The sequence below is a fragment of the Aquamicrobium lusatiense genome (genome assembly GCF_014201615.1).
In the GTDB taxonomy this organism is placed as follows: Bacteria; Pseudomonadota; Alphaproteobacteria; order Rhizobiales; family Rhizobiaceae; genus Mesorhizobium; species Mesorhizobium lusatiense.
Genome location: NZ_JACHEU010000001.1, coordinates 1,599,741 through 1,625,328, shown reverse-complemented (window position 1 = coordinate 1,625,328; position 25,588 = coordinate 1,599,741). Strand labels below are relative to the sequence as shown.

Here is a 25,588-nt window from a genome sequence, read left to right as displayed (position 1 = left end):
CCAGCCATTCAGGCAGCTTCATTGTGAGCCAGCCCCTGCTCGTCTTTCAAAAAGGGACAGGGCGGCCACGTTGCCGCGGCCGCCCTGAAATTCATTGCATTCACCTGGCCTCAGTGCACGGCGATGTCGGCACCGACAGAAGCCCAGACATAGATCGTGGCGTAAAGGAACAGCCACACCACGTCCACGAAGTGCCAGTACCAAGCAGCCGCCTCAAGACCGAAGTGCTGCTTGGGCGTGAAGTCGCCACGAATGGCGCGGATCAAGCACACGATCAGGAAGACCGTTCCGATGAAAACATGGAATCCGTGGAACCCGGTCGCCATGAAGAAGGTGGCGCCGTAGATGGAGTCCTTGAAGTTGAAGGGAGCGTGCACATACTCGTAGGCCTGCACGAAGCTGAACAGGACACCGAGAGCCACGGTGATCGCCAGACCATTGATCAGCCCCTTGCGGTCGTTGTGCAGCATGGCGTGGTGAGCCCACGTCAACGTCGTACCCGACAGAAGCAGGATGATCGTGTTGTAGAGCGGCAGATAGAAGGGGTCGAGAACCTCGATGCCCTTCGGCGGCCAGATACCGCCGGTATACTCGCTGCGGGTATACTGCACGGCTTCGCCGGGGAACAGGCTGGCATCGAAGAACGCCCAGAACCAAGCCACGAAGAACATCACCTCCGAGGCGATGAACATGATCATGCCATAGCGCAGGTGCAGGGAGACGACGCGGGTGTGATGCCCCTCATGGGCTTCCTTAACCGTATCCGACCACCAGCCAAACATGGTGTAAAGGACGATCAGCAGACCGATGAAGAACAGCCATGGCGTTGCCATGTTGATGCCAAAGACGGGAAACTCGTTGCCCTTCAGGTACTGCATCCAGAAGACGCCGCCGATGCAAAGCACAAGCGCTCCAAATGACCCGAGGAAGGGCCAGGGGCTCGGGGCCAGAATATGATAGTCATGTTGTTTTGCGTGCGCTTCAGCCATATCAGCCCCCGACATCTGCTTCGGTGTTCGTAGTTGTTACAGTGCTCCGATCGATCGAACCGGTTGTCGCCGGTGCCTCCTTGTCGATCGGGAACATGGTGTAGGACAAGGTAATGGTCTTCACATTCTTCAGCTCCGGCACATCCACAATGTCCGGATCGACGAAGAAGATCACCGGCATGTCCATCGTCTCGCCAGCGGCAAGCGTGGTGTCGGTGAAGCAGAAGCATTCCACCTTGTTGAAATAGGCGCCTGCCGTCTCAGGTGTCACGTTGAAGGTAGCGCGTCCGCCGGTTGGCCGGGCCGCCATGTTGGTGGCGGTGTAATGGGCCTGCGCCGTTTCACCGATCTTGACCGTGATAGAGCGGTCGACAGGCGCGAACTTCCACGGAACGCCGCCAGCCGTATTGGCATCGAAGCGGATCGTGATGTCACGATCGAGCACCCGGTCGGAATACTGGGTCACGCGCTGCGTGGTTCCGCCATATCCGGTGACCTGACAAAACAGCGTGTAGAGCGGAACGGCCGCATAGGCCATGCCGACCATGCCGCAAAAGAAGGCGACGCAGAGCGCAGCAACCTTGCGGTTGCTCTTCTGCCTGGCCTCATCCGTGGCTGGGGTATTGCTCATCCTTCGTCTCACATAGGCCGGTTCAGGACCGCCGGGCCAAACTTCGCCAGCGTCGCAACATAGAATATGATGACGAGTGCCACCAAGGCCAGCCCGATGGCGACGGATCGCAGACGCCGGGCCTTTTTCTGCTGTTCGGTCAGATCGACGGTTTCAAGCTTATCCATGGTGCTCATGCTCCCATGCCGCCAAGCCAGGCGACAAGGCGGTCGCCCATATAGGCAGCGAAGATGACGAACAGATAGACCAGCGAGAAACCAAACAGCTTCTTGGCCGGAACCATGGTCTTGTCATCGTCCGACATGCCCAGAACTTTCCAGGAATACCATACGAAGCCCGCACCCAGCACCAGCGATATGACGCCATAGAACAGGGTCGTGTAGCCAAGCAGCCACGGTGCGACGCCTACTGGCGCCAGCAACAGGGCATAGGCGAATATCTGGCGGCGGGTCGAAGCCGGACCGGCAACGTTCGGCATCATCGGGATGCCCGCGCGCTCGTAATCGCCCGACTTGAAGAGCGCCAGCGCCCAGAAATGCGGCGGCGTCCACAGGAAGATGATCAGGAACAGGATAACGCTTTCGAGGCTTATATTGCCGGTGGCGGCTGCCCAGCCGATCATGGGAGGAAAGGAGCCGGCCGCACCGCCGATAACGATGTTCTGCGGCGTCCAGCGCTTCAGCCACATCGTGTAGATGACGGCATAGAAGAAAATGGTGAAGGCCAGCAGCGAAGCCGAGAGCCAGTTGACGAGGACGCCAAGCGTCATCACCGACAGAACCGACAGCACCAGACCGAAGCCCAGCGCCTCGCCGGGCGTGACGCGGCCCGCCGGAACCGGCCGCTTGGCCGTGCGGCTCATTACCTTGTCGATGTCGGCATCGTACCACATGTTGAGCGCGCCGGACGCGCCCGCGCCAATGGCTATAGCCAGAATGGCGATGAGGGCGAGAAGCGGGTTCATCGTCCCCGGCGCGGCGACAAGCCCCACCACAGCCGTAAACACCACCAGCGACATAACGCGCGGCTTCAGGAGCGCGATATAGTCGCCCGGCGTCGCTTCCGACATGCGCAGCGGCGCTTCATCAATGCATCTGTCGTCGATCAGGGCCATGCGTACTCAAACGTCCGATCATTCCGTGTGGCCAAACCGCCGGCCGGAGCCGGCGGTTCGCATCAAAGTCCGTATCAGCGGATACGGGGCAACTGTTCCCACTGGTGGTAGGGCGGCGGCGACGGCAACTGCCACTCCAGTGTCGTGGCGCCCTCGCCCCACGGATTGGCACCAGCCACGCGCTTCCTCTGGAAGGCATCGAAGATACCGTAGAGGAAAATCAGCACACCGATACCGGCGATGTAGGAGCCGTAGGAGGAAACCATGTTCCAGCCGGCATAAGCATCGGGATAGTCGATGTAGCGGCGCGGCATGCCGGCCAGCCCGAGGAAATGCTGCGGGAAGAACACGATGTTCACGCCCACGAAGGTGACCCAGAAGTGGGTGTTGGCGATCGTCTCGGAGTACATGTACCCAGTCATCTTCGGGAACCAGTAGTACCAGGCAGCGAAGATGGCGAACACGGCACCCAGCGACAGCACGTAATGGAAGTGCGCTACCACGTAATAGGTGTCGTGATACATGCGGTCGAGACCGGCATTTGCCAGCTGCACGCCGGTGACGCCGCCAACGGTGAACAGGAAGATGAAGCCGATCGCCCACAGCATCGGCGTGCGGAAGGTGATCGAGCCACCCCACATCGTCGCGATCCACGAGAAGATCTTGATGCCGGTCGGAACCGCGATCACCATCGTGGCGAAGGTGAAGTAGCGCTGCGCGTTCAGCGAGATGCCCGAGGTGAACATGTGGTGCGCCCACACGACGAAGCCGACGGCACCGATCGCGACCATGGCGTAGGCCATGCCGAGATAACCGAACACCGGCTTGCGCGAGAAGGTCGACACGATGTGGCTGACGATGCCGAAGCCCGGCAGAATCAGAATGTACACTTCCGGATGCCCGAAGAACCAGAACAGATGCTGGAACAGGATCGGGTCACCGCCACCTTCAGGCGAGAAGAAGGCCGTGTCGAAGTTGCGGTCGGTCAGCAGCATGGTGATGCCGCCGGCCAGAACCGGGAGCGACAGCAGCAGCAGGAACGCCGTGATCAGCACCGACCACGCGAACAGCGGCATCTTGTGCATGGTCATGCCAGGTGCGCGCATGTTGAAGATGGTGGTGATGAAGTTGATGGCGCCGAGGATCGACGACACACCGGCGATGTGAACCGACAGGATGGCGAAATCCATGGCGGGGCCCGGCTGTCCGGACGTCGAGAACGGCGGATACATGGTCCAGCCGCCACCGATGCCGTGAGCACCCGGTGCGCTCGGCACGAAGAACGAGATCAGCAGCAGGATAAGTGCGGGAGGCAGAAGCCAGAAGGAGATGTTGTTCATGCGCGGGAACGCCATATCCGGCGCACCGATCATGATCGGGATCATCCAGTTGGCGAAACCGCCGATCAGCGCAGGCATGACCATGAAGAAGATCATGATCAGCGCGTGCATGGTGGTGAACACGTTGAACATGTGCTTGCCGGCATCAAGAGCCGCATCACCCTCGACCCCATAAACCATGGACGCAAGACCATGGAAAATCTGGATACCCGGCTCCGCCAGCTCCCAGCGCATCATGATCGACATGACGCCGCCGAGAATGCCCGACATGATCGCGAAGATCAGGTAGAGGGTTCCGATGTCCTTGTGATTGGTCGAGTAGACCCAGCGAACCCAGCCACGCGGCGCGTGGTGATCGTCATGTGTTGCAGCTTCTGCCATTTCCGGCTCCGTTACCTTGTATACCTGGGTTGCGGGCTCAATTCGCGGCGGCCAGCTTGCTGGCGGCCTCAATCTGCGCGGTCAGCGCCTTGTTCGCGGCGGGCAGGTCGCTCTTGGCGGCCGCCAGCCAGCTTTCATACTGGTCCGGAGAAACGACACGGACGGCGATCGGCATGAAGGCGTGGTCCTTGCCGCAAAGCTCGGAACACTGGCCGTAGTAGAAGCCTTCCTTCTCGACCTTGAACCAGACCTCGCTCAGACGGCCGGGCACGGCATCGCTCTTCACGCCGAAGGACGGCACAGCGAAGGCGTGGATGACGTCGGAGGCGGTGACAAGCACACGAACCACGGTATTGGACGGCACCACCATCTCGTTATCGACAGCGAGCAGGCGCGGATAGACCGACTTGTCTTCCTTGCCGGCAGCAGCCCGATCCCCCTCGTGCAACATGGCCGAGTTGAATGAAGGCCCTTCGTTGTCCTGATACTCGTAGTCCCAGTTCCACTGGTTGGCCGTCGCCTTGATGGTGAGCTTGGCCTCTTCCGGCGGAGAGTACTGGTTGGTCAGAAGCTGAAAGGAAGGAACGGCCAGCATCAGCAGCAGCACGACCGGACCGACGGTCCAGATCACCTCGATGGCGGTGTTGTGGCTGGTGCGTGACGGCACCGGGTTCCTGCTGGCGCGGAACTTCAGGATGCAATAGGCGAGCAGCACGAGAACGAGAAGCGTGACCGGTATGATGAAGGCCAGCGTGTAACCCTCGAACCATGTGATCTGGTGCATGATGTCGGTCGCGGCTGGCTGGAACCTGTATTCCCAGTCTACCGGCTGCGCCGCCCAGGCGGACGCTGCGGAAAGCAGTGCGGCGGCAGCACACAATCCCCCTGCAATGGATCTTTTCATCGCCCTATTCTTCTCCCTTGCTCGCGCATGTGCCGCGAGAATAATCCAATTGATGCCGGAACGGGAATCCCGGACAGTCGATGCTGGTTCAAACCATACTCTGTTTCCCTCCGCAAGGAAGGACCCGGCTCATCCATGCGGCATTTTTGCGCGCGTCACAAAAGCCGCGACGCTGCCATGAAACGGGCAATTATTGCTGAAAGCCGCCGCGACGCGCAAAATAGAAGTGAAAAACCGTATTATTGCCGCAGTCGAAGGCGATTGGGCGCTTTCGCATCCTTCCGCTTGGCCCATGTGCGGCTTAAAGTGAGGCGATTCGCAGTGGAGCCGTCATGAAGTCTTGGGTTTCGGGAACCTTGGCGAAGGTCACCCTTCTCGCCGCCTCTCTGGGGGCGATATCCGCATCGGGCACAGCCCTGGCGCAGCAAAGCGGCAGCGTGCGTTCCACGCATGGCGCATGGTCCGTGATCTGCGACACGCCAGCGGGTGCCACGACCGAGCAGTGCGTGATGATGCAGAACGTCGTTGCCGAGGACAGGCCGGAGATGGGTCTTTCCGTGGTGGTGCTGCGCACCGCCGACAACAAGGCGGAGATTTTGCGGGTGCTGGCGCCTCTTGGCGTTCTGCTGCCAAACGGCCTCGGCCTCAATGTCGATGGCAAGGACATCGGCCGCGCCTATTTCGTGCGCTGCTTCCAGGATGGCTGCTACGCTGAGGTGATTCTGGAAAAGCAGTTGCTCGATACGCTGAAGGCAGGCATGGCGGCCACCTTCATCATCTTCCAGACGCCGGAAGAGGGCATCGGCATTCCCGTCGATCTCAAGGGCTTCGCGGACGGCTTCGCCGCCCTGCCCTGACGAGCCCGCGTCAGCTTCGCATTGCCGAACGGGTCGTGTACGCCTACATGGCGTGCAGACCCTGATCCGAGGATGCGCCATGACCAGCCTGCTTTCCGAGTTCGACATTTCCGAAGAGCGCATCCGCACTCTGGTGGCCGATACGCTCAACGGCGCTGACGATGGCGAGCTTTTTCTCGAAAGCAGCGAAAGCGAAGCCCTGCTCTTCGACAATGGCCGGCTCAAGACGGCCAGCTTCAACACCGACCGCGGCTTCGGCCTGCGCGCGGTGGCCGGCGAGGCGACCGGCTACGCGCATTCGAGCGAACTGTCCCATGCCGCCCTGCTGCGCGCCTCCGATGCCGTCGCCACCGTCAAAAGCGGACATGCGGGAACGCTGGCCGACGCGCCTGCGCGCACCAACCGCCACCTCTATTCCGATGACAACCCGATCCCCTCGCCCGGCTTCGACGCCAAGGCGAAGCTGCTGCAGGAGATCGACGCATGGCTGCGCAATGCGGATCCGCGCGTGCGGCAGGTCACTGCCTCCCTCGCATCCTCATGGCAGCATGTGGAGATCCTGCGCGGCGACGGACAGGTGGTGCGCGACATCCGGCCCATGGTGCGGATGAACGTCTCGGTGGTCGTCGGTGACGGCGACCGCCAGGAAAGCGGCTCCTATGGAGCGGGCGGGCGCAAGGCCTTCGGCGAGTTCCTGACGGAAGACAACTGGAAATATGCTGCAAGCGAGGCGCTCAGGCAGGCGCTCGTCAATCTCGAAGCGGTTCCGGCGCCCGCCGGTACGTTCGACATCGTGCTGGCCAATGGCTGGCCGGGCGTAATGCTGCATGAGGCGGTGGGCCACGGTCTCGAAGGCGACTTCAACCGCAAGAAGACGTCCGCATTCGCGGGGCTGATGGGGCAACAGGTCGCCGCCAGCGGCGTCACCGTCGTCGATGACGGCACCATCGCCGAACGGCGGGGCTCGATCACCGTGGATGATGAGGGAACGCCGAGCGCCCTTAATGTGCTCATCGAGGACGGCAAGCTCGTCGGCTACATGCAGGATCGACAGAACGCGCGCCTGATGGGCATGAAAGCGACCGGCAACGGACGGCGCGAAGGCTATGCCCACCGCCCCATGCCGCGCATGACCAACACCTTCATGATGTCCGGCGACAAGACGCCCGAGGAGATCATCGCTTCGGTGAAGAAGGGCGTCTACGCCGTGTCCTTCGGTGGCGGTCAGGTCGACATCACCTCCGGCAAATTCGTGTTCGGCTGCACCGAGGCCTACATGATCGAGGACGGCAAGGTGACGCGACCGATCAAGGGCGCCATGCTCATCGGCAACGGGCCGGACGCCATGCATCGGGTCTCCATGGTCGGCAACGACACCAAGCTCGACACCGGCATCGGCAATTGCGGCAAGGCCGGCCAGTGGGTGCCGGTCGGCGTCGGCCAGCCGCATCTGCGCATGAACCAGATGACGGTCGGCGGCACGCAGGTCTGATGACCGATCTAAGGACGTTCGCAGTCGCGCTTGGGGCCGTGTTGACGGCCCTTTGCGCTCTACCGGCACGAGCGGCAGTTGTCTGCACGGTGATCGCAGATGCCCACACGGGCAGTGTGCTGGTGAACGAAGGCCGGTGCGAAGACCGGGTCACGCCCGCTTCCACCTTCAAGATCGCGCTGGCGGCAATGGGCTATGATTCCGGATTTCTGCGGGACGCGGGCAATCCGGTGCTGCCCTTCCGTCCGGGCTATCCGGACTGGGGCGGCGATGCATGGCGCAGGCCAACAGCCCCTGCCGCATGGATGCGCCATTCGGTCGTCTGGTACTCGCAGCAGATCACGCGCGAACTCGGCGTGGAGAAGCTGCGCGGCTACGGCCGGAGCTTCGCCTACGGCAATGCCGATTTTTCAGGAGATGCCGGGAAGAACAACGCACTGGAGCGCGCCTGGATTTCGTCCTCGCTGACCATCTCTCCGGTGGAGCAGACCGTTTTCCTGCGCAGGCTGATCACTGGGCAATTGCCGATCTCGCGCGACGCCACGGCAAGGACCATGGCGATTGTCGAAAGCAGCGAAATCTCGGATGGCTGGCGGATTTCCGGCAAGACGGGGTCTGCCTATCCCCGGAAAGCCGACGGGACCTTTGATCGCGCGCGCATGTGGGGCTGGTATGTCGGATGGGCGAGCAAGGGCGACGTGACACTGGTGTTCGCGCGTCTCGCGCAGGATGATAAGCGCGAAAAGCGCTCCGCAGGACTGCGCGCGCGGGAGGCATTGCTGGCGCAATGGAGCGCGCTCGCCATGCGGGCGGGCAGGTAAGCCCGAACCTACATCCACGAGGCCGACGATTTCGGCAGCCGGTGGTCGGGGTCGATGACGGCAAGGTCGGGCGCGCCATTGCCGTTCCAGCGCCACAGCGCCACGCAGGTGCCGCCGGGCGACATGAACGACGGATAGATCACGCCATCCCATCCCTGCCGCAGCAACTTTGCCCGCAGCCTGTGGGTATCGGGCACCTTGCCGCGATCCATCATGTCGCGCCATTCGCATTCGTGAATGGCTGGCGTCATGCCGATAGCGTCCAGCGTCTCGTCATCCGTCAGGTCGGCAAGCCGTGCGCCGCTCAGTTCAAGCCGGGCGATCAGCGCCGGGTGCTGGACGAAACCCTGATTGTATTCGGCCCAGGCCGTCGACAATTCGCGCGCCGCATAGATTGTCGGCGCGCCGACCGGATTCCAGCGCCCGCCGAATCGGGCCGCCCCGTCACCCGACAGCGGCAGATAGGCCCATTGCGGCACGAAGGCGCGCCACAGGGTCAGCGGCGCGCTGTCAGGCATAGACGCCGGAGCGCACGGCCTCCAGATAGGCGAGAACCTTGTCGGCCTTGCCCTCGCGGACGAGATCATAAGCCGTCTTGCCGGCCCAGCCGGGTATGGGCTGGTGCTTGAACCAGATCGCGGCGCGGCGTTCGTCGCCCGCCATTTCGCCGGCCATCGCCAATATGCGCACGACAGGGCTGAGCGCCGCATCGACCTTGCGCGCGCCGGTCTTGGCCGCCAGCGTGTTGCGGGCGACGCCGATCAAGGCCGCCAGCTCGGACAGGGTGACGCCAAGCAGTTCGGCCACCCGCCTCGGCGACAGGAAAGGCGAACCGCCTTCGCCGAAGCGGGAAGCATTGATTTCAAGGGCCATGGAGGTCATGATGCACCCTCCTTTCGTATTTTGAACGTCTTCTGTTCAAAATAGGCGCAATCGGCGCTCAATTCAAGCGCAGCGCTTTTACCGCCGCTTCTTCGGCTTTTCCAGCAGCGCCACCGCCTCGACATGCGGGGACCACAGGAACTGGTCGATCGGCGTGACCTTCTTCAGGCGATAGCCGCCGGCAAGCAGGATGGCGAGATCGCGCGCGAAGGTGACGGGATTGCACGACACGGCAGCCACCAGCGGCACGTCGGAGCGCGCGATCTGGCGGCACTGGTCCTCCGCACCGGCGCGCGGCGGATCGAACACCAGACCGTCAAAGGCGTTCAGTTCTTTGAAGGTGAGCGGGCGGCGGAACAGGTCGCGCTTTTCCGAGGTCACGCGCTTCAGCCCCGTCGCGAAACGGAAGCCGCGATCCAGCGCGGCAAGCGCGGCGGCCTCGCCTTCCACCGCATGCACTTCCGATTTCGCGGCCAGCCGCAGCGCGAAGCTGCCGCAACCGGCGAAGAGGTCGGCAACCTTCTTCGCCCGCGCCAGGTGCTGGCCGACCAGATCGGCCATGGTCTGCTCAGCCGGTTCCGTTGCCTGAAGGAAGGAACCCGGCGGCACAGGCACGGCCGCGGCGCCGAACAGCACCATCGGCTTCTTCGGCTCGATGATGATTTCGCCATCGACCGACAGCCGCGCCAGCCCATGGCGGACGACGAAATTCGAAGCGATCTGGCGCTGGCGTTCACCCATGCGCCCCGAATCGGAAGCCGCCACGTCAAGCCCGGACGCGGTGACGGTAACCGTCATGTGGAAGGGCTTTGGCGTGGCGCAGATCAGCGTGCCCAGTTCGCGCAGCATATCCAGCGCGCCCACGATCTGCGGCACGGCGATGGGGCATTCCTCAAGCGGCACGATCTGCGACGACAGATGCCGGTTGAACCCCAGAGCGAGGCCCGTATCGGTGCGCCGGGCGCTGAACGAAACCCGGCGGCGCGTGTGCGGCGCGCAGGGGACGAGATCGTCCACCTCGCAGTCGATGCGCGCGCCCTTCAGCACATGCACCACCTTGTCGCGTTTCCATGCGCGATAGGCGCCATCCTCCAGATGCTGCACCGCGCAGCCGCCGCAATCGCCGAAATGACGACAGGCAGGCTCGATCCTGAGCGGCGACTTTTCCAGAACGGCCATCAGCGTCGCACGGTCGCGCTCGCGGGCGGCGGTTACCACCTCCCCGGCCAGCGTGAAGGGAATGAACACCTGCCCGCTTTCGGTATTGGCCACGCCGTCGCCCTGCGCGCCCAGCCTGTCGATCGTAAAGCGCGCGCTCATCGGTCTTTCACTCCGGCCAGCAGGAATTCGCGGTTGCCGTCACCGCCCTCGATGGGCGATGGGGAGAGGCCGAGCGCGCGCCAGCCCGGCTGCCCATCCAGCCAGTCGCACAAGCTGCCGGCGACCCGCTCCGCGTCATCGGGGTTCTTCAGAAGTCCGCCCTTGCCGATGGCTTCGCGCCCGGCCTCGAATTGCGGCTTGACCAGAAGCACCGCCCTCGCCCCGGGAGCGGCCAGTTCCAGCGCCGGCGGCAGGGCGAGCTTCAGCGAGATGAAGCTGACATCGGAAACGATGAAGTCCGGGACGCGACCGCCCAGATCGGCGGCGGTCAGGTCACGTGCGTTCAGGCCTTCTATCGACGCAACGCGCGGATCGGTCTCGATCTCCCCGCGCATCTGGCCATGTCCGACATCGATTGCGGTGACGTGGGCAGCACCCCGTTCCAGCAGAACCTGCGTGAAGCCACCCGTGGATGCGCCGATGTCGAGCGCCGTGCAGCCCGCCGGATCGAAACCGAAGCCATCGAGACCGGCGATCAGCTTGAGCGCCGCGCGCGAAACATAGGCGCGGGCCGGATCGTCGATCTCCAGGACAGCATCCGCTGCAACCGTTCGGCCGGGCTTGACCGCCACCTCGCCATCAACGCGCACAGTTCCACGCTCGATCGCATCGCGGGCGCGGGATCGGCTGGCGAACAGGCCGCGCTCGATGAGCAGTTCATCGAGACGCAGCCGCCGGCTGGCAGGTGCTTCGGGCTTCATCCGCCTTCATTGACGAAAGGCGGGCTGGAACGCAAGCGTCGTCAGCGCGTCTTCCTGCTTTGCGGCTCCGGGCGCGGGTTGTCGCGGTAGCGGCCATACTGAAGAACCCTGAGCGGCTCGCGCTGTCTTTGCTCTGCCTGCTGCCGGACAAGGACAGGCTGCTGGCCGGGCGCGAAGCTGCCGCGCAGCTCTCCCATCCGTGCGGCCACGATCTCGCGCGCCGCATCGTCTATGCGGGAGTCGATACGCGTCTCGGCGGCGCCTTGCGCCGTCGCCGCCACCAATCCTGCCAGTCCGCAGAAAAACGCTTTCACTGTCATCACGCCCCTTGTCGGGGTCAGAGCTAACAGCGCGACGTTGAGATTCGACCAAAAGGAACGGTAAGCGAAACGCCAAAAACCAGCGTAAACAGAGGGTTATGATCAAACCGACAGAAGCGGATTCAAGTTTCTCATGCAACGATTCAGCAACCATGCCGCAAATGCGGCCACGGAAGCAGAAAAAGCCTTCGCGCAGATCCGCATCGTGCACTCAGGCGCGCTGGGCGCTTTCGACGTGGCCGAGCGCGGCAAAGACGGTCCCGACGATGCCGGTGCTGTCCAGCCCGGCCTCCGCATACATCTTCTCCGGCTTGCCGTGATCGGTGAACTCATCCGGCAACACCAGCGGGCGCACCTTCAGGCCACCGTCCAGCAAACCTTCATGGGCAAGGAAGTGCAGCACCTGCGCGGCGAAACCGCCTATGGCGCCCTCCTCCACCGTCAGCAGAATCTCGTGCTCGCGCGCCAGCCGGCGCACCATGTCGGTGTCCAGCGGCTTGGCGAAACGCGCATCGGCAACAGTGGTGGAAAGCCCGGCCGCGTCCAGCGCCTCGGCGGCAAGCAGGCAATCGGCCAGCCGCGTGCCGAAGGACAGGAGCGCCACGCGCGTGCCCTGCCGCATGATCCGCCCCTTGCCGATGGCCAGCACCTCGCCGCGCTCGGGCATATCGACGCCGATGCCGTTGCCGCGCGGATAGCGGAAGGAGATCGGGCCCTCGTCATATTCAGCAGCGGTGCGCACCATGTGCTTCAGCTCCGCCTCGTCGGCGGCGGCCATGACCACGAAGCCGGGCAGCGAGGCGAGGAAGGTGGTGTCGAAAGCGCCGCAATGGGTCGGCCCGTCCGCCCCCACGAAGCCGGCACGGTCGATGGGAAAGCGCACCGGCAGCTTCTGGATCGCCACGTCATGCACGACCTGATCGTAGGCGCGCTGGAGGAAGGTGGAATAGATCGCTGCAAAGGGCCGGTATCCCTCCGTGGCGAGGCCCGCGGCGAAGGTCACCGCATGTTGCTCGGCTATGCCCACATCGAAGGTTCGTGACGGAAACGCTTCTCCGAACAGATCGAGCCCGGTGCCGGAAGGCATGGCGGCGGTGACGGCGACGATTTTCTCGTCCTCCCGCGCTTCCTGGATGAGGCTTTCGGCGAACACCCTTGTATAGGCCGGCGAGTTGGCGGGGGCCTTGGCCTGCGCTCCGGTGATGACGTCGAATTTGTTGACGCCGTGATACTTGTCGGCAGCGGCTTCGGCTGGCGCATAGCCCTTGCCCTTCTGCGTCACCACATGGATCAGAACCGGGCCTTCGCCATGGTCGCGCACATTCTTCAGCACCGGAACCAGATGCTCCAGATTGTGGCCGTCGATGGGGCCGATGTGGAAGAAGCCCATTTCCTCGAACAGCGTGCCGCCGGTGACGTAGCCACGGGCATGTTCCACCGCCCGCGTGATCGCCCGGTCGGCGCGTTTGCCGAGATAAGCGGTCAGTTTCTTGCCCAGTTCGCGAACGCCCTGATAGGTGCGCCCAGAAGCGAGCCGCGCCAGATAAGAACTCATCGCGCCGCTGGGCGGGGCGATCGACATGTCGTTGTCGTTGAGGATGACGATCAGCCGTGAGCCCTGCGCGCCCGCATTGTTGAGCGCCTCATAGGCCATGCCGGCCGACATGGAGCCGTCGCCGATGACGGCGATGACATTGTTGCGCCCGCCGGCGAGATCGCGCGCCACCGCCATGCCGAGACCGGCCGAGATCGAGGTTGAGGAATGCGCCGCACCGAAGGGATCGTATTCGCTCTCGTCGCGCTTGGTGAAGCCCGAAAGTCCACCCTCCTGCCGCAGGGTGCGGATGCGGTCGCGGCGGCCGGTGAGGATCTTGTGCGGATAGGTCTGATGGCCGACGTCCCAGATGATGCGGTCGGCCGGCGTGTCGAACACATAGTGCAGCGCCACGGTAAGCTCGATCACCCCAAGACCGGCACCCAGATGACCGCCGGTGCGCGAGACGACGTCGATGGTTTCCCGGCGCAACTCATCGGCCAGCTGCGGAAGTGCGCTTTCGGGAAGGGTTCGCATGTCCGCCGGAATGCGGACCTGGTCGAGAAGCGGCGTCTCAAGAGGCTGGGTATGGGGCGTGGCGTTCATCGGTGGCGTCCTCCCGAAGCTGGAGCCTGCGGCCGGAATAGGCCGGCAGGCCGAAAATGTAAACGCCGCCCAAAGCTGGCGAGCGTTATTGCTCAGCCCTTTGGCAACGGTACGAATTCTTCCTCATCGCCCGGCACGATATCGAAGCGGCCGGTACGCCATTCTTCCTTGGCCTGCTCGATGCGTTCCTTCGAGGAGGAGACGAAATTCCACCAGATGTAGCGCTTGCTGCCCAGCGAGTCGCCGCCAAACAGCATGAAATGCGCGCCGGGCTCGGACCTCACCACGATCTCGTCGCCGGGTTTGAAAACCAGAAGCCGATCCGCCGGGAAACGATCGCCGGAGATGGAAACCTCTCCGTCCAGCGTATAGATGGCCCGTTCCTCGGCATCCTGCGGTATTTTCACGCTGGCCCCGGCCTCCAGCCGTATATCGGCATAGAGCGTCTTCGACGCCACCGAGACAGGCGAGTTCATGCCCTCGAACGAGCCGATGACGACCCTGCCCTTCACGCCCTCAGCCTCGAAGCGGGGAAGCCCGGCCTTCACCGTGTGATCGAATACGGGAGCGACCTCTTCCTTGCCATCCGGTAGGGCGAGCCAGGTCTGCAGCCCGGAGACGGACATCGGCGCGCCGCGTAATTCCTCGGGCGTGCGCTCGGAATGGACGATGCCGCGTCCGGCCGTCATCAGGTTCACGTCGCCCGGCTCGATCACCATTTCGGTGCCCAGCGAATCGCGATGCCTGATCTTGCCGTCGAACAGATAGGTGACGGTGGACAAGCCGATATGCGGATGAGGCCGCACGTCCAGAGCCTCGCCGACCCTCAATATTGCGGGACCCATGCGGTCGAAGAAGATGAAGGGGCCAACCAGCCGGCGACGGGCCGTCGGCAACGCGCGGCGGACCTGAAATCCGTCAATGTCGCGGGCATTGGGTACGACCATGAGTTCGATCTGGTCGCAGGCGAAAGCGTCGCCGACATTGGGGTCGTTTCCGGGAAAAAAGCTCATGGCCTGCCTCACAGGTTGGCGTCTGGAGCGCCGTGTGCCCTATCGGAAGCACAAGGACGCTCCAGCACTTTGGAGCATCGGAGCGAAGCTGTCCGACATTTTCGGGTTGTGCCGATGCCCATCCAGAATGCCAGAGCCTGCCTTGCACGACTTTTCTCACGTTCGGCGCTCTGATGCCTGCAATGTAGGCCGCACCAGGCCTGTCGGAAAGCACCGTTCGGATAACGGACCGTTCAATGTCCGTCGCTTTCGGTCCCGCCGCCCGCAGCTTACTCCGCGTCGAGGGGCTCGGTGCCAGCGGGCTTGCCGTCGCGGGCGAGCCTGATCTTCTCCACCTTGTCCTCGGCCGCCTTCAGCAGGCGGTCGCAATGGGCTTTCAGGGCCTCGCCGCGCTCGTAGATGCGGATCGACTGGTCGAGCGGCACCTCGCCACGCTCAAGGTCCTCGACGATCTTTTCCAGAGCGTCGAGCGCCTGCTCGAAGCTCATCGCCTTCACGTCTTCGTTGGTCGAAGCTTCCATGCATTCTATCCCTTCATCAGGCGGCCGACATGGGCCGCAACCGAAAACGCCAGCCCGTGCAGGTCGTAGCCGCCTTCCAGCAGGCTGACGAGCCGGTTGTCGCAATAGCGCGCCGCGCGTTCCAGCACATAGCCCGTCGCCCAGTCGAAATCGTCCTCGGTCAGGTTTATGTCCGCCAGCGGGTCGCGGTGGTGGGCATCGAAACCGGCCGAGATGATGATGAGGTCCGGCGCGAAATCATCGATGCGGGGCAGGATGCGGGTGCCGAAGGCCTCGCGGAACGCCTCGGAGCCCGTATCGGGTGCCAGCGGCACGTTGACGACATTCCCGAACGCGCCGGTCTCGTTGCGCCGTCCGCTGCCCGGAAACAGGGGAAGCTGGTGCGTCGAGCAATAGAGAACGCTCGGATCATCCCAGAAGATGTCCTGCGTGCCATTGCCGTGGTGGACATCCCAGTCGATGATGGCGACCCGCTCGGCGCCATGCTTCTTCTGTGCATGGCGGGCGGCGATCGCGGCATTGTTGAACAGGCAGAAGCCCATGGCCGCGGCTTTCTCGGCATGATGGCCGGGCGGGCGCGAGGCCACGAAGACATTGCTGGCAGCGCCAGAGAACACATCGTCCACCGCCGCATTGGCCGCGCCGATCGCGGTAAGGGCGGCGTCCCAGCTCTTCGGGCTCATGACGGTATCGCCATCGATGGTGGCGATGCCCTCCTCCGGCACGGCCGCACGCAGCCGCTCCACATAGCTTTCGGGGTGGGCATAGAGAAGCGTCGCCTCGTCGCCGTGCGGGGCCTCGGCGCGGTCCAGCAATTCGAATGGCTCTTCCATCAGCACGCGCTCGATGGCGCGCAGCCGGTCAGGCCGCTCCGGATGTCCCGGCGGCGTCAGGTGCTCCAGATAGACCGGATGGCTGTAGAGACGGGTCGTCATCCGACCTGATATAGGCTTTTGCCCGACTTTTTGCCATGCCAGAAGCCACGGGACGGCGCACTGTCAACAGGCGGAACCGGGCGCTGCGCCATCGAGCAGCAATCCATCCAGAAGCATCTTGAAGGCCTCCACCGCCTTGCCCGCAGCGGCGGCAGGGTCAGGCGCATTGGCGATCCACTGGGCGGCGAAGGTGGATGCACCGGTGATCAGCCTAGCGGCGGCTTCCGCGTCCATCTCCCTCACCACGCCCTCTTCCTGAAGCTCCCGGATGCCCGACGATATCACCTCGATGCAGTTCAGCGCGGTCGGCCAGGCGGAGGGATTGCCCAGAACGGCAGGACCGTCACACAGGACAATGCGCTGTATCTCCGGCTCCAGCGCCATGTTCAGATAGTTGACGTTCTGGTCCACGAAACGCTGCCAGCGGCTCGCCGACATGTCCGCAGCAGCAGCCAGACGCTCCGACATCTCGGCATCGATCTCGACGATCACCGCCAGCAGCAGACCCTTCTTGTCGCCGAAGTGGTGATAAAGGGCGCCGCGGGTCAGCCCTGCCTCGGCGGTGAAATCATCCATGGATGCCTCGGCATAACCCTTTTCGACAAACGCCTTGCGGGCGGCATCGATCAGTTTGGCGCGGGTTTCGGCGATCATTTCCGAACGTGGCTTGCGCATTCTCTCCATCCATTCACATATGTTCACTCGCATACGCAATGTATGTCAATTGACATACGCGGCGTATGTCGTTATCTCATTTCGCATACGCCACGTATGCGAAACTATGTAAGTGGCGCTCCACCAAATGTCGAGGAGCATTCCAGATGCCCAATCCCTACAGCGAGATATTCCGCGCGCCCGGCACGAAAGGCTTTGCAGCCGCCGGCTTCGTCGCGCGTCTTCCCATCGCCATGGCGCCAATCGGCATCGTGGCCATGCTGTCCCAGACCCACGGCGAATACTGGCTGGCCGGTGCGGTCTCCGCCACCTATGCGCTGACCAACGCATTTCTGGCCCCGCAGATTTCACGGCTGATCGACCGGCTGGGCCAGACCACAGTGGCCGCGCCCGCCGCCACGATTTCCGCGAGCGCCTTCCTTGTCCTGATCGTCGCCACCAACCAGCATTGGCCGGTGTGGACATTGTTCGCATCCGCCCTGCTTGCCGCCACCATGCCCAGCATACCGGCAATGGTGCGGGCGCGCTGGACCGGCATTTTCAGAGACCAGCCCGGACTGTACACGGCCTTCGCCTTCGAATCCGTCGCCGATGAGTTGGTCTATATCGCCGGTGCATCGCTGTCGGTCGGCTTGAGCGTGGCCCTGTTTCCCGAAGCCGGGATGCTGGCAAGCACACTGTTCCTCGCCGTCGGCACCGCGGCATTTCTCCTGCAGCGTTCCACGGAGCCCCGTCTGGAGCCATCGGCCGAACGCGCCACGGGGTCAGCCATCCGCCTGCGCCCGGTCCAGATCATCACGCTGGCGCTGATCTTCGTCGGGGTCATCTTCGCCACCGCCGAGGTCAGCACGGTCGCGATGACGAAGGAACTGGGCCAGCCGGGCGCGGCCAGCCTCGTGATCGGCGTCTATGCGCTGGGGTCCTTCATCGTCGGCATCATCGTGGGAGGCCTCAACCTCACGATGCCGCTGCCCCGACGGATGCTCATATCGGTAGCTGCGATCGCGCTTACCACATTGCCGCTGCTTCTCGCTGACACTGTGTTGATGCTGGCCATAACCGTATTCATCAGCGGACTGGCGATCTCGCCGACCTTCATCACCGCTTTCGGCCTGATCGAGCGGCGCGTGCCGGAAGCGATGCTGACGGAAGGCATCACGTGGGTGATGACGGGCATCGGCATCGGCATGGCGCTCGGAGCCTTCGCGGCCGGCTGGGTCGTCGACACATTCGGCGCGCACAGCGGGTTCTTCGTGTCGGTCGCAGCCGCCTTTGCCTCCCTGCTGACAGTGCTTGCCGGCCAGAAGAGCCTCGCCGGCGGCCGGCAGGAAATACCCCGAAACACTCTGGCGCAACCGGCGGAGTGAAGAGGCATCAAAGCTCGCAGGCTCCGGGGGATTTCTCCGAAGCCTGCCTTTCAAACGTCTGTCGCCTGATGCCCTGTGAACGCGAAATGCTTATCGGATTTCGGTCGAGACGATGCGAATGCCGAAGCCTTCCAGCCCGACATAATGACGCTCGCGCGAGGCAATGAGATTGATCGACGAAATGCCGAGATCCTTCAGGATCTGCGCGCCCAGTCCGATCTCACGCCACTCATTCTCGCGATTGCGGGCTTCCTCGTGATCCTCGTCTCCGCCCCGGCTGCGGCTTTCCTTCTGGCCGACACCGACGGATCCTTCCCGCAGATAGACGATGACGCCGCGCTGCTGCGCACCCATGGTCTCCATGATGCCATCCAGCCTGCCGCCCGTTCCGAACACGTCGGAAACGACATTTTCCGGATGCAGGCGCACCGGCACTTCCTCGCCATCGCGAATGTCGCCGAAGACCACGGCAAGATGCTGCATCGGGTCCCAGGGGAGCGTATAGGCATAGAGCCTGGCCTTGCCGCCGGGTGTCTCTATGTCGGTGCTGGCGACGCGCTCGACCAGCGTTTCCTGCCGCTGGCGGTAGGCGATGAGATCTGCCACCGAAACCTGCTTCAACCCGTTCTTCTCGGCGAACGCCTGCACCTGAGGCCCGCGCATCACCGTGCCATCGTCATTGACCAGCTCGGAAATGACACCGACGGGTGGCAGATTGGCCAGCTTGCACAGGTCGACGGCCGCTTCCGTATGGCCCGAGCGCATCAAAACACCGCCTTCGCGGGCGATGAGCGGGAAGATGTGGCCGGGGCGCACGAAATCGGACGGGCCGACATTGCCATTGGCCAGATTGCGCACGGTCAGCGTGCGATCGTCCGCCGAAATGCCGGTCGTCGTGCCATGCTTGAAATCGACCGAAACAGTGAAGGCGGTGGTGTGGGCGGAATCGTTTTCCGCCACCATGGGCGCAAGATTGAGCCGGCGCGCATCCTCGCGCAGCATCGGGGTGCAGACGATGCCGGAAGTGTGGCGCACGATGAAGGCCATCTTCTCCGGCGTGCAGTGAACGGCGGCGACGATCAGATCGCCTTCATTCTCGCGCCCGTCATCATCCATGACCACGACGATCTCGCCGCGCTCGAAAGCGCGGATGGCTTCAACGATCTTCTTCTGGTCGTAGGACATGAGGCTCGCTTCGCTAAAAAAAGAACGACGGAATAAGAAACGGCATAAGGCCTCGAACAGGGACGGGCAAGTCCGCCCTTTCGCAGCCGGCTACGCGTCCGCCCTGCCCGTTTGGCCGCGATGGCGCAGATAGTGATCGGCGATGGCACAGGCGACCATGGCCTCGCCCACCGGCACCGCCCGAATACCGACGCACGGATCATGGCGGCCTTTGGTGCGCACTTCCACTTCCGCACCATCCTTGTCGATCGAAAGGCGCGGGGTCAGGATCGAGGACGTCGGCTTCACGGCAAAACGCGCCACCACCGGCGCGCCGGTCGAAATGCCGCCAAGGATGCCGCCAGCCTTGTTGGACAGGAACATCGGGCGACCGTCATTGCCCATGCGCATCTGGTCGGCATTCTCCTCGCCGGTGATGCGGGCCGCTTCGAAGCCGTTGCCGATTTCCACACCCTTGACCGCGTTGATCGACATCAGGTTGCCGGCAATATCCTGATCGAGCTTGCCGTAAAGCGGCGCACCAAGGCCTGCCGGAACGCCTTCCGCCACGATCTCGACAGTTGCGCCGACCGACGAGCCGGCCTTGCGGATCTCGTCCAGATAGCTTGTGAAAACAGGAACCGAAGCCGGGTCCGGCGTGAAGAACGGATTGTCTTCGTGGCCAACGAAATCCCAGTCCCAGTTGGCGCGGTCGATGTCCTTCACGCCCATGGACACCAGCGCGCCGCGCACCACGAGGCCGGGCACTATCCTGCGGGCAAGAGCGCCGGCAGCGACCCGCGCAGCGGTTTCGCGCGCGGATGAGCGTCCGCCGCCGCGATGGTCGCGCAGGCCGTATTTGACGTCATAGGTGTAGTCGGCATGGCCGGGGCGATACTGCCGCGCGATCTCGCCATAGTCCTTCGAGCGCTGGTCGACATTCTCGATCAGCATCGAGACGGGCGTGCCGGTGGTGATCATCGTCTCGCCATCCTCATCGAAGACGAAGCCCGAGAGCACCTTCACCTGATCGGGTTCGCGCCTCTGCGTGACGAAGCGCGACTGACCCGGACGGCGTCGGTCGAGTTCCGACTGGATGTCTGCCAGCGTAAAGCGGATGCCGGGCGGGCACCCATCGACCACGCAGCCAAGCGCGGCACCATGGCTTTCGCCCCATGTGGTGACGCGGAACAGATGGCCGAACGTGTTGTGCGACATTGGCAAATCCCTGCCTTTTCACGCCGGGGCCTGTTGGATGGCCCGGTCCCGATCCGATGTTGCCAGCGTTCTATTGGCGTTTTTTGCGGTGGTCAAACCGTCATCGACGGCGTCTAAGCTTTGACACATTGGGCTGGTTCTGTTCACATCGCCGCGTCTCCGCAATCAACCGGCGTCAGGCCGGAGCAAGAAACAAGAGGACGACACATGCAAATTCGAATCGGGCGCATTTTCGCTGGCGCCGCTGCAGCCCTCCTGATGCTTTCGGGCATGGCCCTGGCCGAGCAGGCCGAAGGGACCATCAAACAGGTCAGCAAGGAAAACATGACCCTGACGCTCGATAACGGCAAGTCCTACAAGCTCAACGCCGAAATGGACGTAGACGCACTCAGCGCCGGAATGGAAGTTGTCATCGCCTACGACGTGACCGGTGGCGAAAACGTCATCACCGACATGCAGGTTGTCGAATAAGGCAGGCGTCGGCGGACAGAAAGGCTTTCAGAGCCAGTCCAGCCTGTCGCCCTGCCAGCGCAGGATGCGATCCTGCGGAATGGTGAGCGCGCAGGCTTCTTCCTTGCTCAGTCCACCGGCGAAGCGGAACAGCCCGCGGATCACTCCGCCATGGGTCACGCAGACTGAGGGACCCTGCAGGGTGCGGAATACAGGCGTCACCCGCTCCAGAAGCATCTGATAGCTTTCCGCACCTTCGCCGGGGGGCTGGAAATCCCATTTGGCAAGATGGCGCTCGCGCGTCGAGCCCGGATGCAGCGCTTCCAGCTCCTCGGCCGTATACCCCTGCCAGTCGCCGAAATTCAGTTCCTTGAGGCGCTCATCCATCCGGTAGGCCATCGGGTCGAGGCCCATCGCGCCGCGCAGCAGCTCCATCGTGTGGCGGGTGCGCGCCATCGGGCTTGCAACGAAATCATATCCTGCCGCATCACCGATCAGGCCGGCGAGCGCGCGTCCGTTGGCCGCTGCCTGCTCCCGGCCAAGGGCATTGAGATCGATGTCGGCCTGCCCCTGAAGACGAAGTTCCGCGTTCCAGTCGGTCTGACCGTGACGCACCACATAAACAGGTGCAGGCATTTTCCGGGGGTATCCTCTGACAACCTCGGCCCGGAGGCCGAAAAGAAATGTGGAGTGTCAGTCCTTGATGGTGGAGATGTCCGGCGCGTCGACCGCCTTCATGCCCACGACATGATAGCCGGAATCGACGTGATGCACCTCGCCGGTAACGCCGCGCGACAGGTCGGACAGCAGATAGAGGCCCGAATCACCGACCTCTTCCGGCGTGACGGTGCGCTTGAGCGGCGAGTTGTATTCGTTCCACTTCAGGATATAGCGGAAGTCGCCGATCCCCGATGCGGCCAGCGTCTTGATCGGACCGGCCGAGATGGCGTTGACGCGGATGCCGCGTCCGCCCAGATCGACGGCCAGATAGCGAACGCTGGCTTCAAGTGCCGCCTTGGCAATGCCCATGACGTTGTAATGCGGCATCACCTTCTCGGCGCCGTAATAGGTCAGGGTGAGCAGCGAGCCGCCATCGTTCATGATCGCTTCGGCGCGTCTGGCGATGTCGGTGAAGGAAAACACCGAGATTTCCATGGTGCGGTTGAAGTTGGCGCGCGTCGTCTCGACATAGCGCCCGTCCAGCTCCTCCTTGTCGGAGAAGGCGATGGCGTGGACCAGAAAGTCGATCTTGCCGAAATGGCGCTCGACCTCCGCAAACACCGCATCCAGGCTTTCCGGATCGGTCACATCGCAATGGCCGGCGATATGCGCGCCGAGTTCAGCCGCCAGCGGCTCGACGCGCTTCTTGAACGCCTCGCCCTGATAGGTCAGCGCGATTTCGGCTCCGTGATCGACACAGGCCCTGGCGATACCGAAAGCGATGGAGCGATTGTTGGCGACACCCAGAATGAGGCCACGCTTCCCGGCCATGAGGCCCTGTACACCCGCCATGTCAGCGTTCTCCGCAAATTGTCCGCTTGAGAGCAAGCCCTATCGCACAGGCGCTTGCGGGCTTCAAGGTCTCAAACGTCAATGAACCGACTGCCGGTCACACCTTCTTCGCGCGCATAAGCGCCTCGAGCTCACTGTCGCCGCCTTCCGGCAGCATCAGCCGGACATGCACATAGAGGTCGCCATGCCCGCCGGCCTTCGTCGGCAGACCCTTGCCCTTCAGGCGCAGCACCTTGTCGGAACTGGACCATGCCGGCACATTGACGGCCAGTTTACCGGTTGGCGTTTCCACAGCGATCTTGGCCCCCAGAACCGCGTCACGCAGGGGCACCGGCAGGTCGACATGCAGGTCGCGCCCTTCCACGGTGTAACGCGGATGGTTCAGGAAGCGGATCCTGACCAGTGCATCGCCCGGTGCGCCATAGCCCTGCGCGCCCTGCCCCTTGAGGCGGATGGTCTGCCCGTCCTCGACAAAAGCGGGAAGCTTGACGGCGATCTTGCGGCCATCGGGAAACTGGGCCGTCACCTTCGGTGTCGTTGCCGCTTCTTCAATGCTGATGCCGAGCTCGACATTGATGTCCTGACCGCGCGGAGCCTGGCCCCTGCGTTCACCGCCAGAGGAACGCGCGCCCTGCTGGCGGGCGAAGGCATCGCCGAAAATGTGACTGAAGATGTCCTCGCCGAAAGCTTCACCGCCGGGACCATTGCCACGGAACTCAAAATGCGCCCCTCCCGGCCCCTGCTGGCGCCGGAATCCGGAGAAGGGATCACCGCCGGCCGCGCCCTCAAAGCCCTGGAACAGCGGCTTGCCGTCCGGACCGATTTCGCCACGGTCGAAAGCTGCACGCTGCTTCTCGTCGCCGACGATCTCATAAGCCTGATTTGCAGCCGCGAAATGATCCTTGGCCTTCGGATCATCCGGATTCTGGTCCGGGTGATACTTCTTGGCCAGTTTTCGATAGGCCGACTTGATTTCCTTTGCCGAGGCGTTCCTTGCAACGCCCAGCACCTCATACGGGTCGCGCATATAACCTGCCTGCCAGATGAACGGGGTTGGTGTCGGCCATTATATGTACTCGCATAGGAAGAAATTCCAGAGCCGCGGGGCAATTCTTCGATCCGGCAGGCCGCGCCAGCCGGACGACGGGGTTCTCGCCTAGATCATCGGCTTGAGGAAATTCCAGCAGGCACCGCCAATAAGGCCGAGGAAGATCAGCCAGCCGACCTGATTGTTCGATCGGAACAGTTTCAGGCACTGGTCGCCGTCATCGATGTCGAGCACGAGGATCTGACGCCCCATATGGACGGCCGCGGCGATGAGGCCAGCCATGGACGGCATCGGCACCTGCGCATTGGCGAAGGCCACGGCAAAGCACATCAGCGCGCCGCCATAGAGCACGATCAGCCATGCCTTCGTATTCTCGCCGAAGAGGCGCGCGGTGGATTTGACGCCAACGATGGCGTCGTCCTCCTTGTCCTGATGGGCGTAGATGGTGTCATAGCCGATCGTCCACATGATCGCGCCGACATAGAGCAGGATGGCCGGCTCATCGACATCGCCGAACTCGGCCGACCAGCCCAGCAGCGCGCCCCACGAGAAGGCAAGGCCGAGCACGAATTGCGGCCAGTTGGTGATGCGCTTCATGAACGGATAGGCCGCCACAACCGCCAGCGAGCAGATGCCGAGCAGGATGGTGAAGCTGTCGAACTGCAGCAGAACCGCAAGGCCGATCAGCGCCTGAAGGAGGAGGAACAGCCACGCCTTGCGGCGGCTGACCTTGCCCGACGGCAACGGGCGCGAGCGCGTGCGCTCGACCTGATTGTCGATGTTCACATCAACGATGTCGTTGTAGGTGCAGCCGGCGCCCCGCATGGCGACGGCCCCGATGAAGAAGAGAATCAGCGTCGACGGCAGGGGCAGAAGCGAGTCCAGCGTATCTTCCGGGCGGGCATAGGCCGATGCCGCCATCGCAGCCGACCACCAGCACGGCCACAGAAGAAGCTGCCAGCCGATGGGACGGTCCCAGCGCGCAAGCTGCGCGTACGGCCACAGGGCGCGCGGCAGAACACGATAAACCCAATGATCGCTCGGCGCATCGGCGACGCGTCCCTGCGATGCTTTCGTCTGAATGGTTTCCATGGTGGTTCAAGTGGCAGGCGCGGGCGCGAGCGTCAAGCCGCAGGTTGAAGCACTCCGCCGCTAAACCTCGCGATACCAGAACAGGGCGATCTCGCTGCTTTGCGGGTCGAGGCCCCGATAGAGGCAGCGGTCGATGCCACCCAGACGAAAGCCATGCTTCTCATAGAGCGCGCAGGCGGCAAGGTTGTTGTTCTGCGTTTCCAGCATCAGGCCGGGCAGCTTTTCCACCTTTGTCCAGGCGATTGCCTGTTCGATCAGCGCGGAGCCGATTCCCTGCCCGCGCATGCTGCGGTCGACACCGATCATCTCGATCAGCGCATAGCCATTCCAGTTGCGTGAAAGGACCATGTGCCCTGCAAGTAGGTCATCCAGCCTTGCGATGAACAGCGCCGCCCCGTCATCAATCCCGCCGTCTTCGCCGTAATTCTTAAGGTACGGTACGACCGGGGTCCTGATCCAGTCGGCCAGCGGCTTGCCGAATTCCGGTTCGGCGAACATCTCGACCATGAAGCCGAAATCTCCCTGTCCCGCCGCCACGAATGCAGCGGTGTCGGCGCGTTCGGTTACGACAGGCATGGCTTCACCTCAGGTTGCATGTATCCCAGATGGGATTTGTCGCCAGCGGACGCAATGAGCTGAGC

28 protein-coding genes are annotated in these 25,588 nt (G+C 63.1%); 5 read left to right on the top strand and 23 right to left on the bottom strand.

What is annotated here, in order from left to right; all coding sequences use genetic code 11:
* Positions 1-110: 110 nt before the first annotated feature.
* From HNR59_RS07780 to coxB, 6 genes are all read right to left on the bottom strand, one after another.
* Positions 111-989, bottom strand: coding sequence for a cytochrome c oxidase subunit 3 (locus HNR59_RS07780; protein WP_183828235.1), 879 nt, complete (start codon positions 987-989; stop codon positions 111-113).
* A 1-nt stretch (position 990) separates the two neighbouring features.
* Positions 991-1,620: a cytochrome c oxidase assembly protein gene (locus HNR59_RS07775; protein WP_183828232.1), complete on the bottom strand. Its 630-nt coding sequence runs from the start codon at positions 1,618-1,620 to the stop codon at positions 991-993.
* A gap of 8 nt (positions 1,621-1,628) precedes the next feature.
* Positions 1,629-1,787 (bottom strand): hypothetical protein, encoded by a 159-nt coding sequence (locus HNR59_RS07770; RefSeq protein WP_183831611.1) that lies wholly within the window; start codon positions 1,785-1,787, stop codon positions 1,629-1,631.
* Between the two features lie 5 nt (positions 1,788-1,792).
* A complete protein-coding gene (locus HNR59_RS07765) occupies positions 1,793-2,734 on the bottom strand; it encodes a heme o synthase (RefSeq protein ID WP_183828229.1) in 942 nt (313 codons plus the stop codon).
* Between the two features lie 74 nt (positions 2,735-2,808).
* Positions 2,809-4,455 (bottom strand): cytochrome c oxidase subunit I, encoded by a 1,647-nt coding sequence (gene ctaD, locus HNR59_RS07760; protein ID WP_183828226.1) that lies wholly within the window; start codon positions 4,453-4,455, stop codon positions 2,809-2,811.
* Between the two features lie 37 nt (positions 4,456-4,492).
* Positions 4,493-5,359 carry a cytochrome c oxidase subunit II gene (coxB, locus tag HNR59_RS07755; protein WP_183828224.1) on the bottom strand — a complete coding sequence of 289 codons (867 nt, stop codon included), beginning with the start codon at positions 5,357-5,359 and terminating at the stop codon, positions 4,493-4,495.
* Positions 5,360-5,691: 332 nt separating this feature from the next.
* Here coxB and HNR59_RS07750 point away from each other — a divergent pair, with 332 nt between their 5' ends.
* The 3 genes from HNR59_RS07750 (at position 5,692) to blaOXA (ending at position 8,529) form a co-directional block, all read left to right on the top strand.
* Positions 5,692-6,216, top strand: coding sequence for an invasion associated locus B family protein (locus HNR59_RS07750; protein ID WP_183828221.1), 525 nt, complete (start codon positions 5,692-5,694; stop codon positions 6,214-6,216).
* Between the two features lie 79 nt (positions 6,217-6,295).
* Positions 6,296-7,708, top strand: coding sequence for a metalloprotease TldD (tldD, locus tag HNR59_RS07745; RefSeq protein ID WP_183828217.1), 1,413 nt, complete (start codon positions 6,296-6,298; stop codon positions 7,706-7,708).
* Positions 7,708-8,529, top strand: a complete 822-nt coding sequence (gene blaOXA, locus HNR59_RS07740) for a class D beta-lactamase (protein WP_183828214.1) — start codon at positions 7,708-7,710, stop codon at positions 8,527-8,529. The genes tldD and blaOXA overlap by 1 nt, the downstream gene beginning before the upstream one ends.
* Positions 8,530-8,537: 8 nt before the next feature.
* On the opposite strand, the gene HNR59_RS07735 is transcribed toward blaOXA, so the two are convergent.
* From HNR59_RS07735 to HNR59_RS07690, 10 genes are all read right to left on the bottom strand, one after another.
* A complete protein-coding gene (locus tag HNR59_RS07735) occupies positions 8,538-9,047 on the bottom strand; it encodes an RES family NAD+ phosphorylase (protein WP_183828211.1) in 510 nt (169 codons plus the stop codon).
* The gene (locus HNR59_RS07730) at positions 9,040-9,411 is read right to left on the bottom strand and encodes an antitoxin Xre/MbcA/ParS toxin-binding domain-containing protein (RefSeq protein WP_183828208.1); all 372 of its coding nucleotides are present in this window, start codon (positions 9,409-9,411) and stop codon (positions 9,040-9,042) included. Before HNR59_RS07730 ends, HNR59_RS07735 begins: the two co-directional genes overlap by 8 nt.
* A 78-nt stretch (positions 9,412-9,489) precedes the next feature.
* Complete coding sequence (locus tag HNR59_RS07725; RefSeq protein WP_183828204.1) at positions 9,490-10,731, bottom strand: class I SAM-dependent RNA methyltransferase; 1,242 nt, start codon at positions 10,729-10,731, stop codon at positions 9,490-9,492.
* Positions 10,728-11,492 (bottom strand): TlyA family RNA methyltransferase, encoded by a 765-nt coding sequence (locus HNR59_RS07720; protein ID WP_183828200.1) that lies wholly within the window; start codon positions 11,490-11,492, stop codon positions 10,728-10,730. The genes HNR59_RS07725 and HNR59_RS07720 overlap by 4 nt, the downstream gene beginning before the upstream one ends.
* Positions 11,493-11,533: 41 nt before the next feature.
* A complete protein-coding gene (locus HNR59_RS07715) occupies positions 11,534-11,812 on the bottom strand; it encodes a hypothetical protein (RefSeq protein WP_183828197.1) in 279 nt (92 codons plus the stop codon).
* A gap of 211 nt (positions 11,813-12,023) precedes the next feature.
* A complete protein-coding gene (gene dxs / locus HNR59_RS07710) occupies positions 12,024-13,952 on the bottom strand; it encodes a 1-deoxy-D-xylulose-5-phosphate synthase (protein ID WP_183828194.1) in 1,929 nt (642 codons plus the stop codon).
* A 92-nt stretch (positions 13,953-14,044) separates the two neighbouring features.
* The gene (locus HNR59_RS07705; protein WP_183828191.1) at positions 14,045-14,965 is read right to left on the bottom strand and encodes a pirin family protein; all 921 of its coding nucleotides are present in this window, start codon (positions 14,963-14,965) and stop codon (positions 14,045-14,047) included.
* A 269-nt stretch (positions 14,966-15,234) separates the two neighbouring features.
* A complete protein-coding gene (locus HNR59_RS07700; RefSeq protein ID WP_183828188.1) occupies positions 15,235-15,486 on the bottom strand; it encodes an exodeoxyribonuclease VII small subunit in 252 nt (83 codons plus the stop codon).
* 5 nt (positions 15,487-15,491) lie between these two features.
* A complete protein-coding gene (locus HNR59_RS07695; RefSeq protein ID WP_183828184.1) occupies positions 15,492-16,421 on the bottom strand; it encodes a histone deacetylase family protein in 930 nt (309 codons plus the stop codon).
* A gap of 63 nt (positions 16,422-16,484) precedes the next feature.
* Positions 16,485-17,096: a TetR/AcrR family transcriptional regulator gene (locus tag HNR59_RS07690; RefSeq protein ID WP_183828181.1), complete on the bottom strand. Its 612-nt coding sequence runs from the start codon at positions 17,094-17,096 to the stop codon at positions 16,485-16,487.
* Positions 17,097-17,242: 146 nt separating this feature from the next.
* Here HNR59_RS07690 and HNR59_RS07685 point away from each other — a divergent pair, with 146 nt between their 5' ends.
* Entirely contained in the window at positions 17,243-18,463 is a 1,221-nt protein-coding gene (locus HNR59_RS07685) for an MFS transporter (RefSeq protein ID WP_183828178.1), read from the top strand.
* A gap of 90 nt (positions 18,464-18,553) precedes the next feature.
* Here the strand turns inward: HNR59_RS07685 and ribB are convergent, their stop codons facing one another.
* Together ribB and aroC are read right to left on the bottom strand one after the other, a co-directional pair.
* Positions 18,554-19,648: a 3,4-dihydroxy-2-butanone-4-phosphate synthase gene (gene ribB / locus HNR59_RS07680; RefSeq protein ID WP_183828175.1), complete on the bottom strand. Its 1,095-nt coding sequence runs from the start codon at positions 19,646-19,648 to the stop codon at positions 18,554-18,556.
* A gap of 90 nt (positions 19,649-19,738) precedes the next feature.
* Positions 19,739-20,845, bottom strand: coding sequence for a chorismate synthase (gene aroC, locus HNR59_RS07675; RefSeq protein ID WP_183828172.1), 1,107 nt, complete (start codon positions 20,843-20,845; stop codon positions 19,739-19,741).
* A 207-nt stretch (positions 20,846-21,052) separates the two neighbouring features.
* Between aroC and HNR59_RS07670 the strand changes: the two genes are divergently transcribed.
* The gene (locus HNR59_RS07670) at positions 21,053-21,316 is read left to right on the top strand and encodes a DUF1344 domain-containing protein (RefSeq protein ID WP_183828169.1); all 264 of its coding nucleotides are present in this window, start codon (positions 21,053-21,055) and stop codon (positions 21,314-21,316) included.
* Between the two features lie 27 nt (positions 21,317-21,343).
* Here HNR59_RS07670 and HNR59_RS07665 read toward each other — a convergent pair whose 3' ends face one another.
* The 5 genes from HNR59_RS07665 to HNR59_RS07645 all read right to left on the bottom strand — a co-directional run bounded on the left by HNR59_RS07665 (position 21,344) and on the right by HNR59_RS07645 (position 25,523).
* Positions 21,344-21,931 carry a histidine phosphatase family protein gene (locus HNR59_RS07665; protein WP_183828166.1) on the bottom strand — a complete coding sequence of 196 codons (588 nt, stop codon included), beginning with the start codon at positions 21,929-21,931 and terminating at the stop codon, positions 21,344-21,346.
* Positions 21,932-21,988: 57 nt separating this feature from the next.
* Positions 21,989-22,807 (bottom strand): enoyl-ACP reductase FabI, encoded by an 819-nt coding sequence (fabI, locus tag HNR59_RS07660; protein ID WP_183828163.1) that lies wholly within the window; start codon positions 22,805-22,807, stop codon positions 21,989-21,991.
* Between the two features lie 97 nt (positions 22,808-22,904).
* A complete protein-coding gene (locus HNR59_RS07655; protein ID WP_183828160.1) occupies positions 22,905-23,834 on the bottom strand; it encodes a DnaJ C-terminal domain-containing protein in 930 nt (309 codons plus the stop codon).
* A 129-nt stretch (positions 23,835-23,963) separates the two neighbouring features.
* Entirely contained in the window at positions 23,964-24,947 is a 984-nt protein-coding gene (gene ubiA, locus HNR59_RS07650; protein WP_183828157.1) for a 4-hydroxybenzoate octaprenyltransferase, read from the bottom strand.
* A gap of 60 nt (positions 24,948-25,007) precedes the next feature.
* Entirely contained in the window at positions 25,008-25,523 is a 516-nt protein-coding gene (locus HNR59_RS07645) for a GNAT family N-acetyltransferase (protein ID WP_183828154.1), read from the bottom strand.
* Positions 25,524-25,588: the final 65 nt, after the last annotated feature.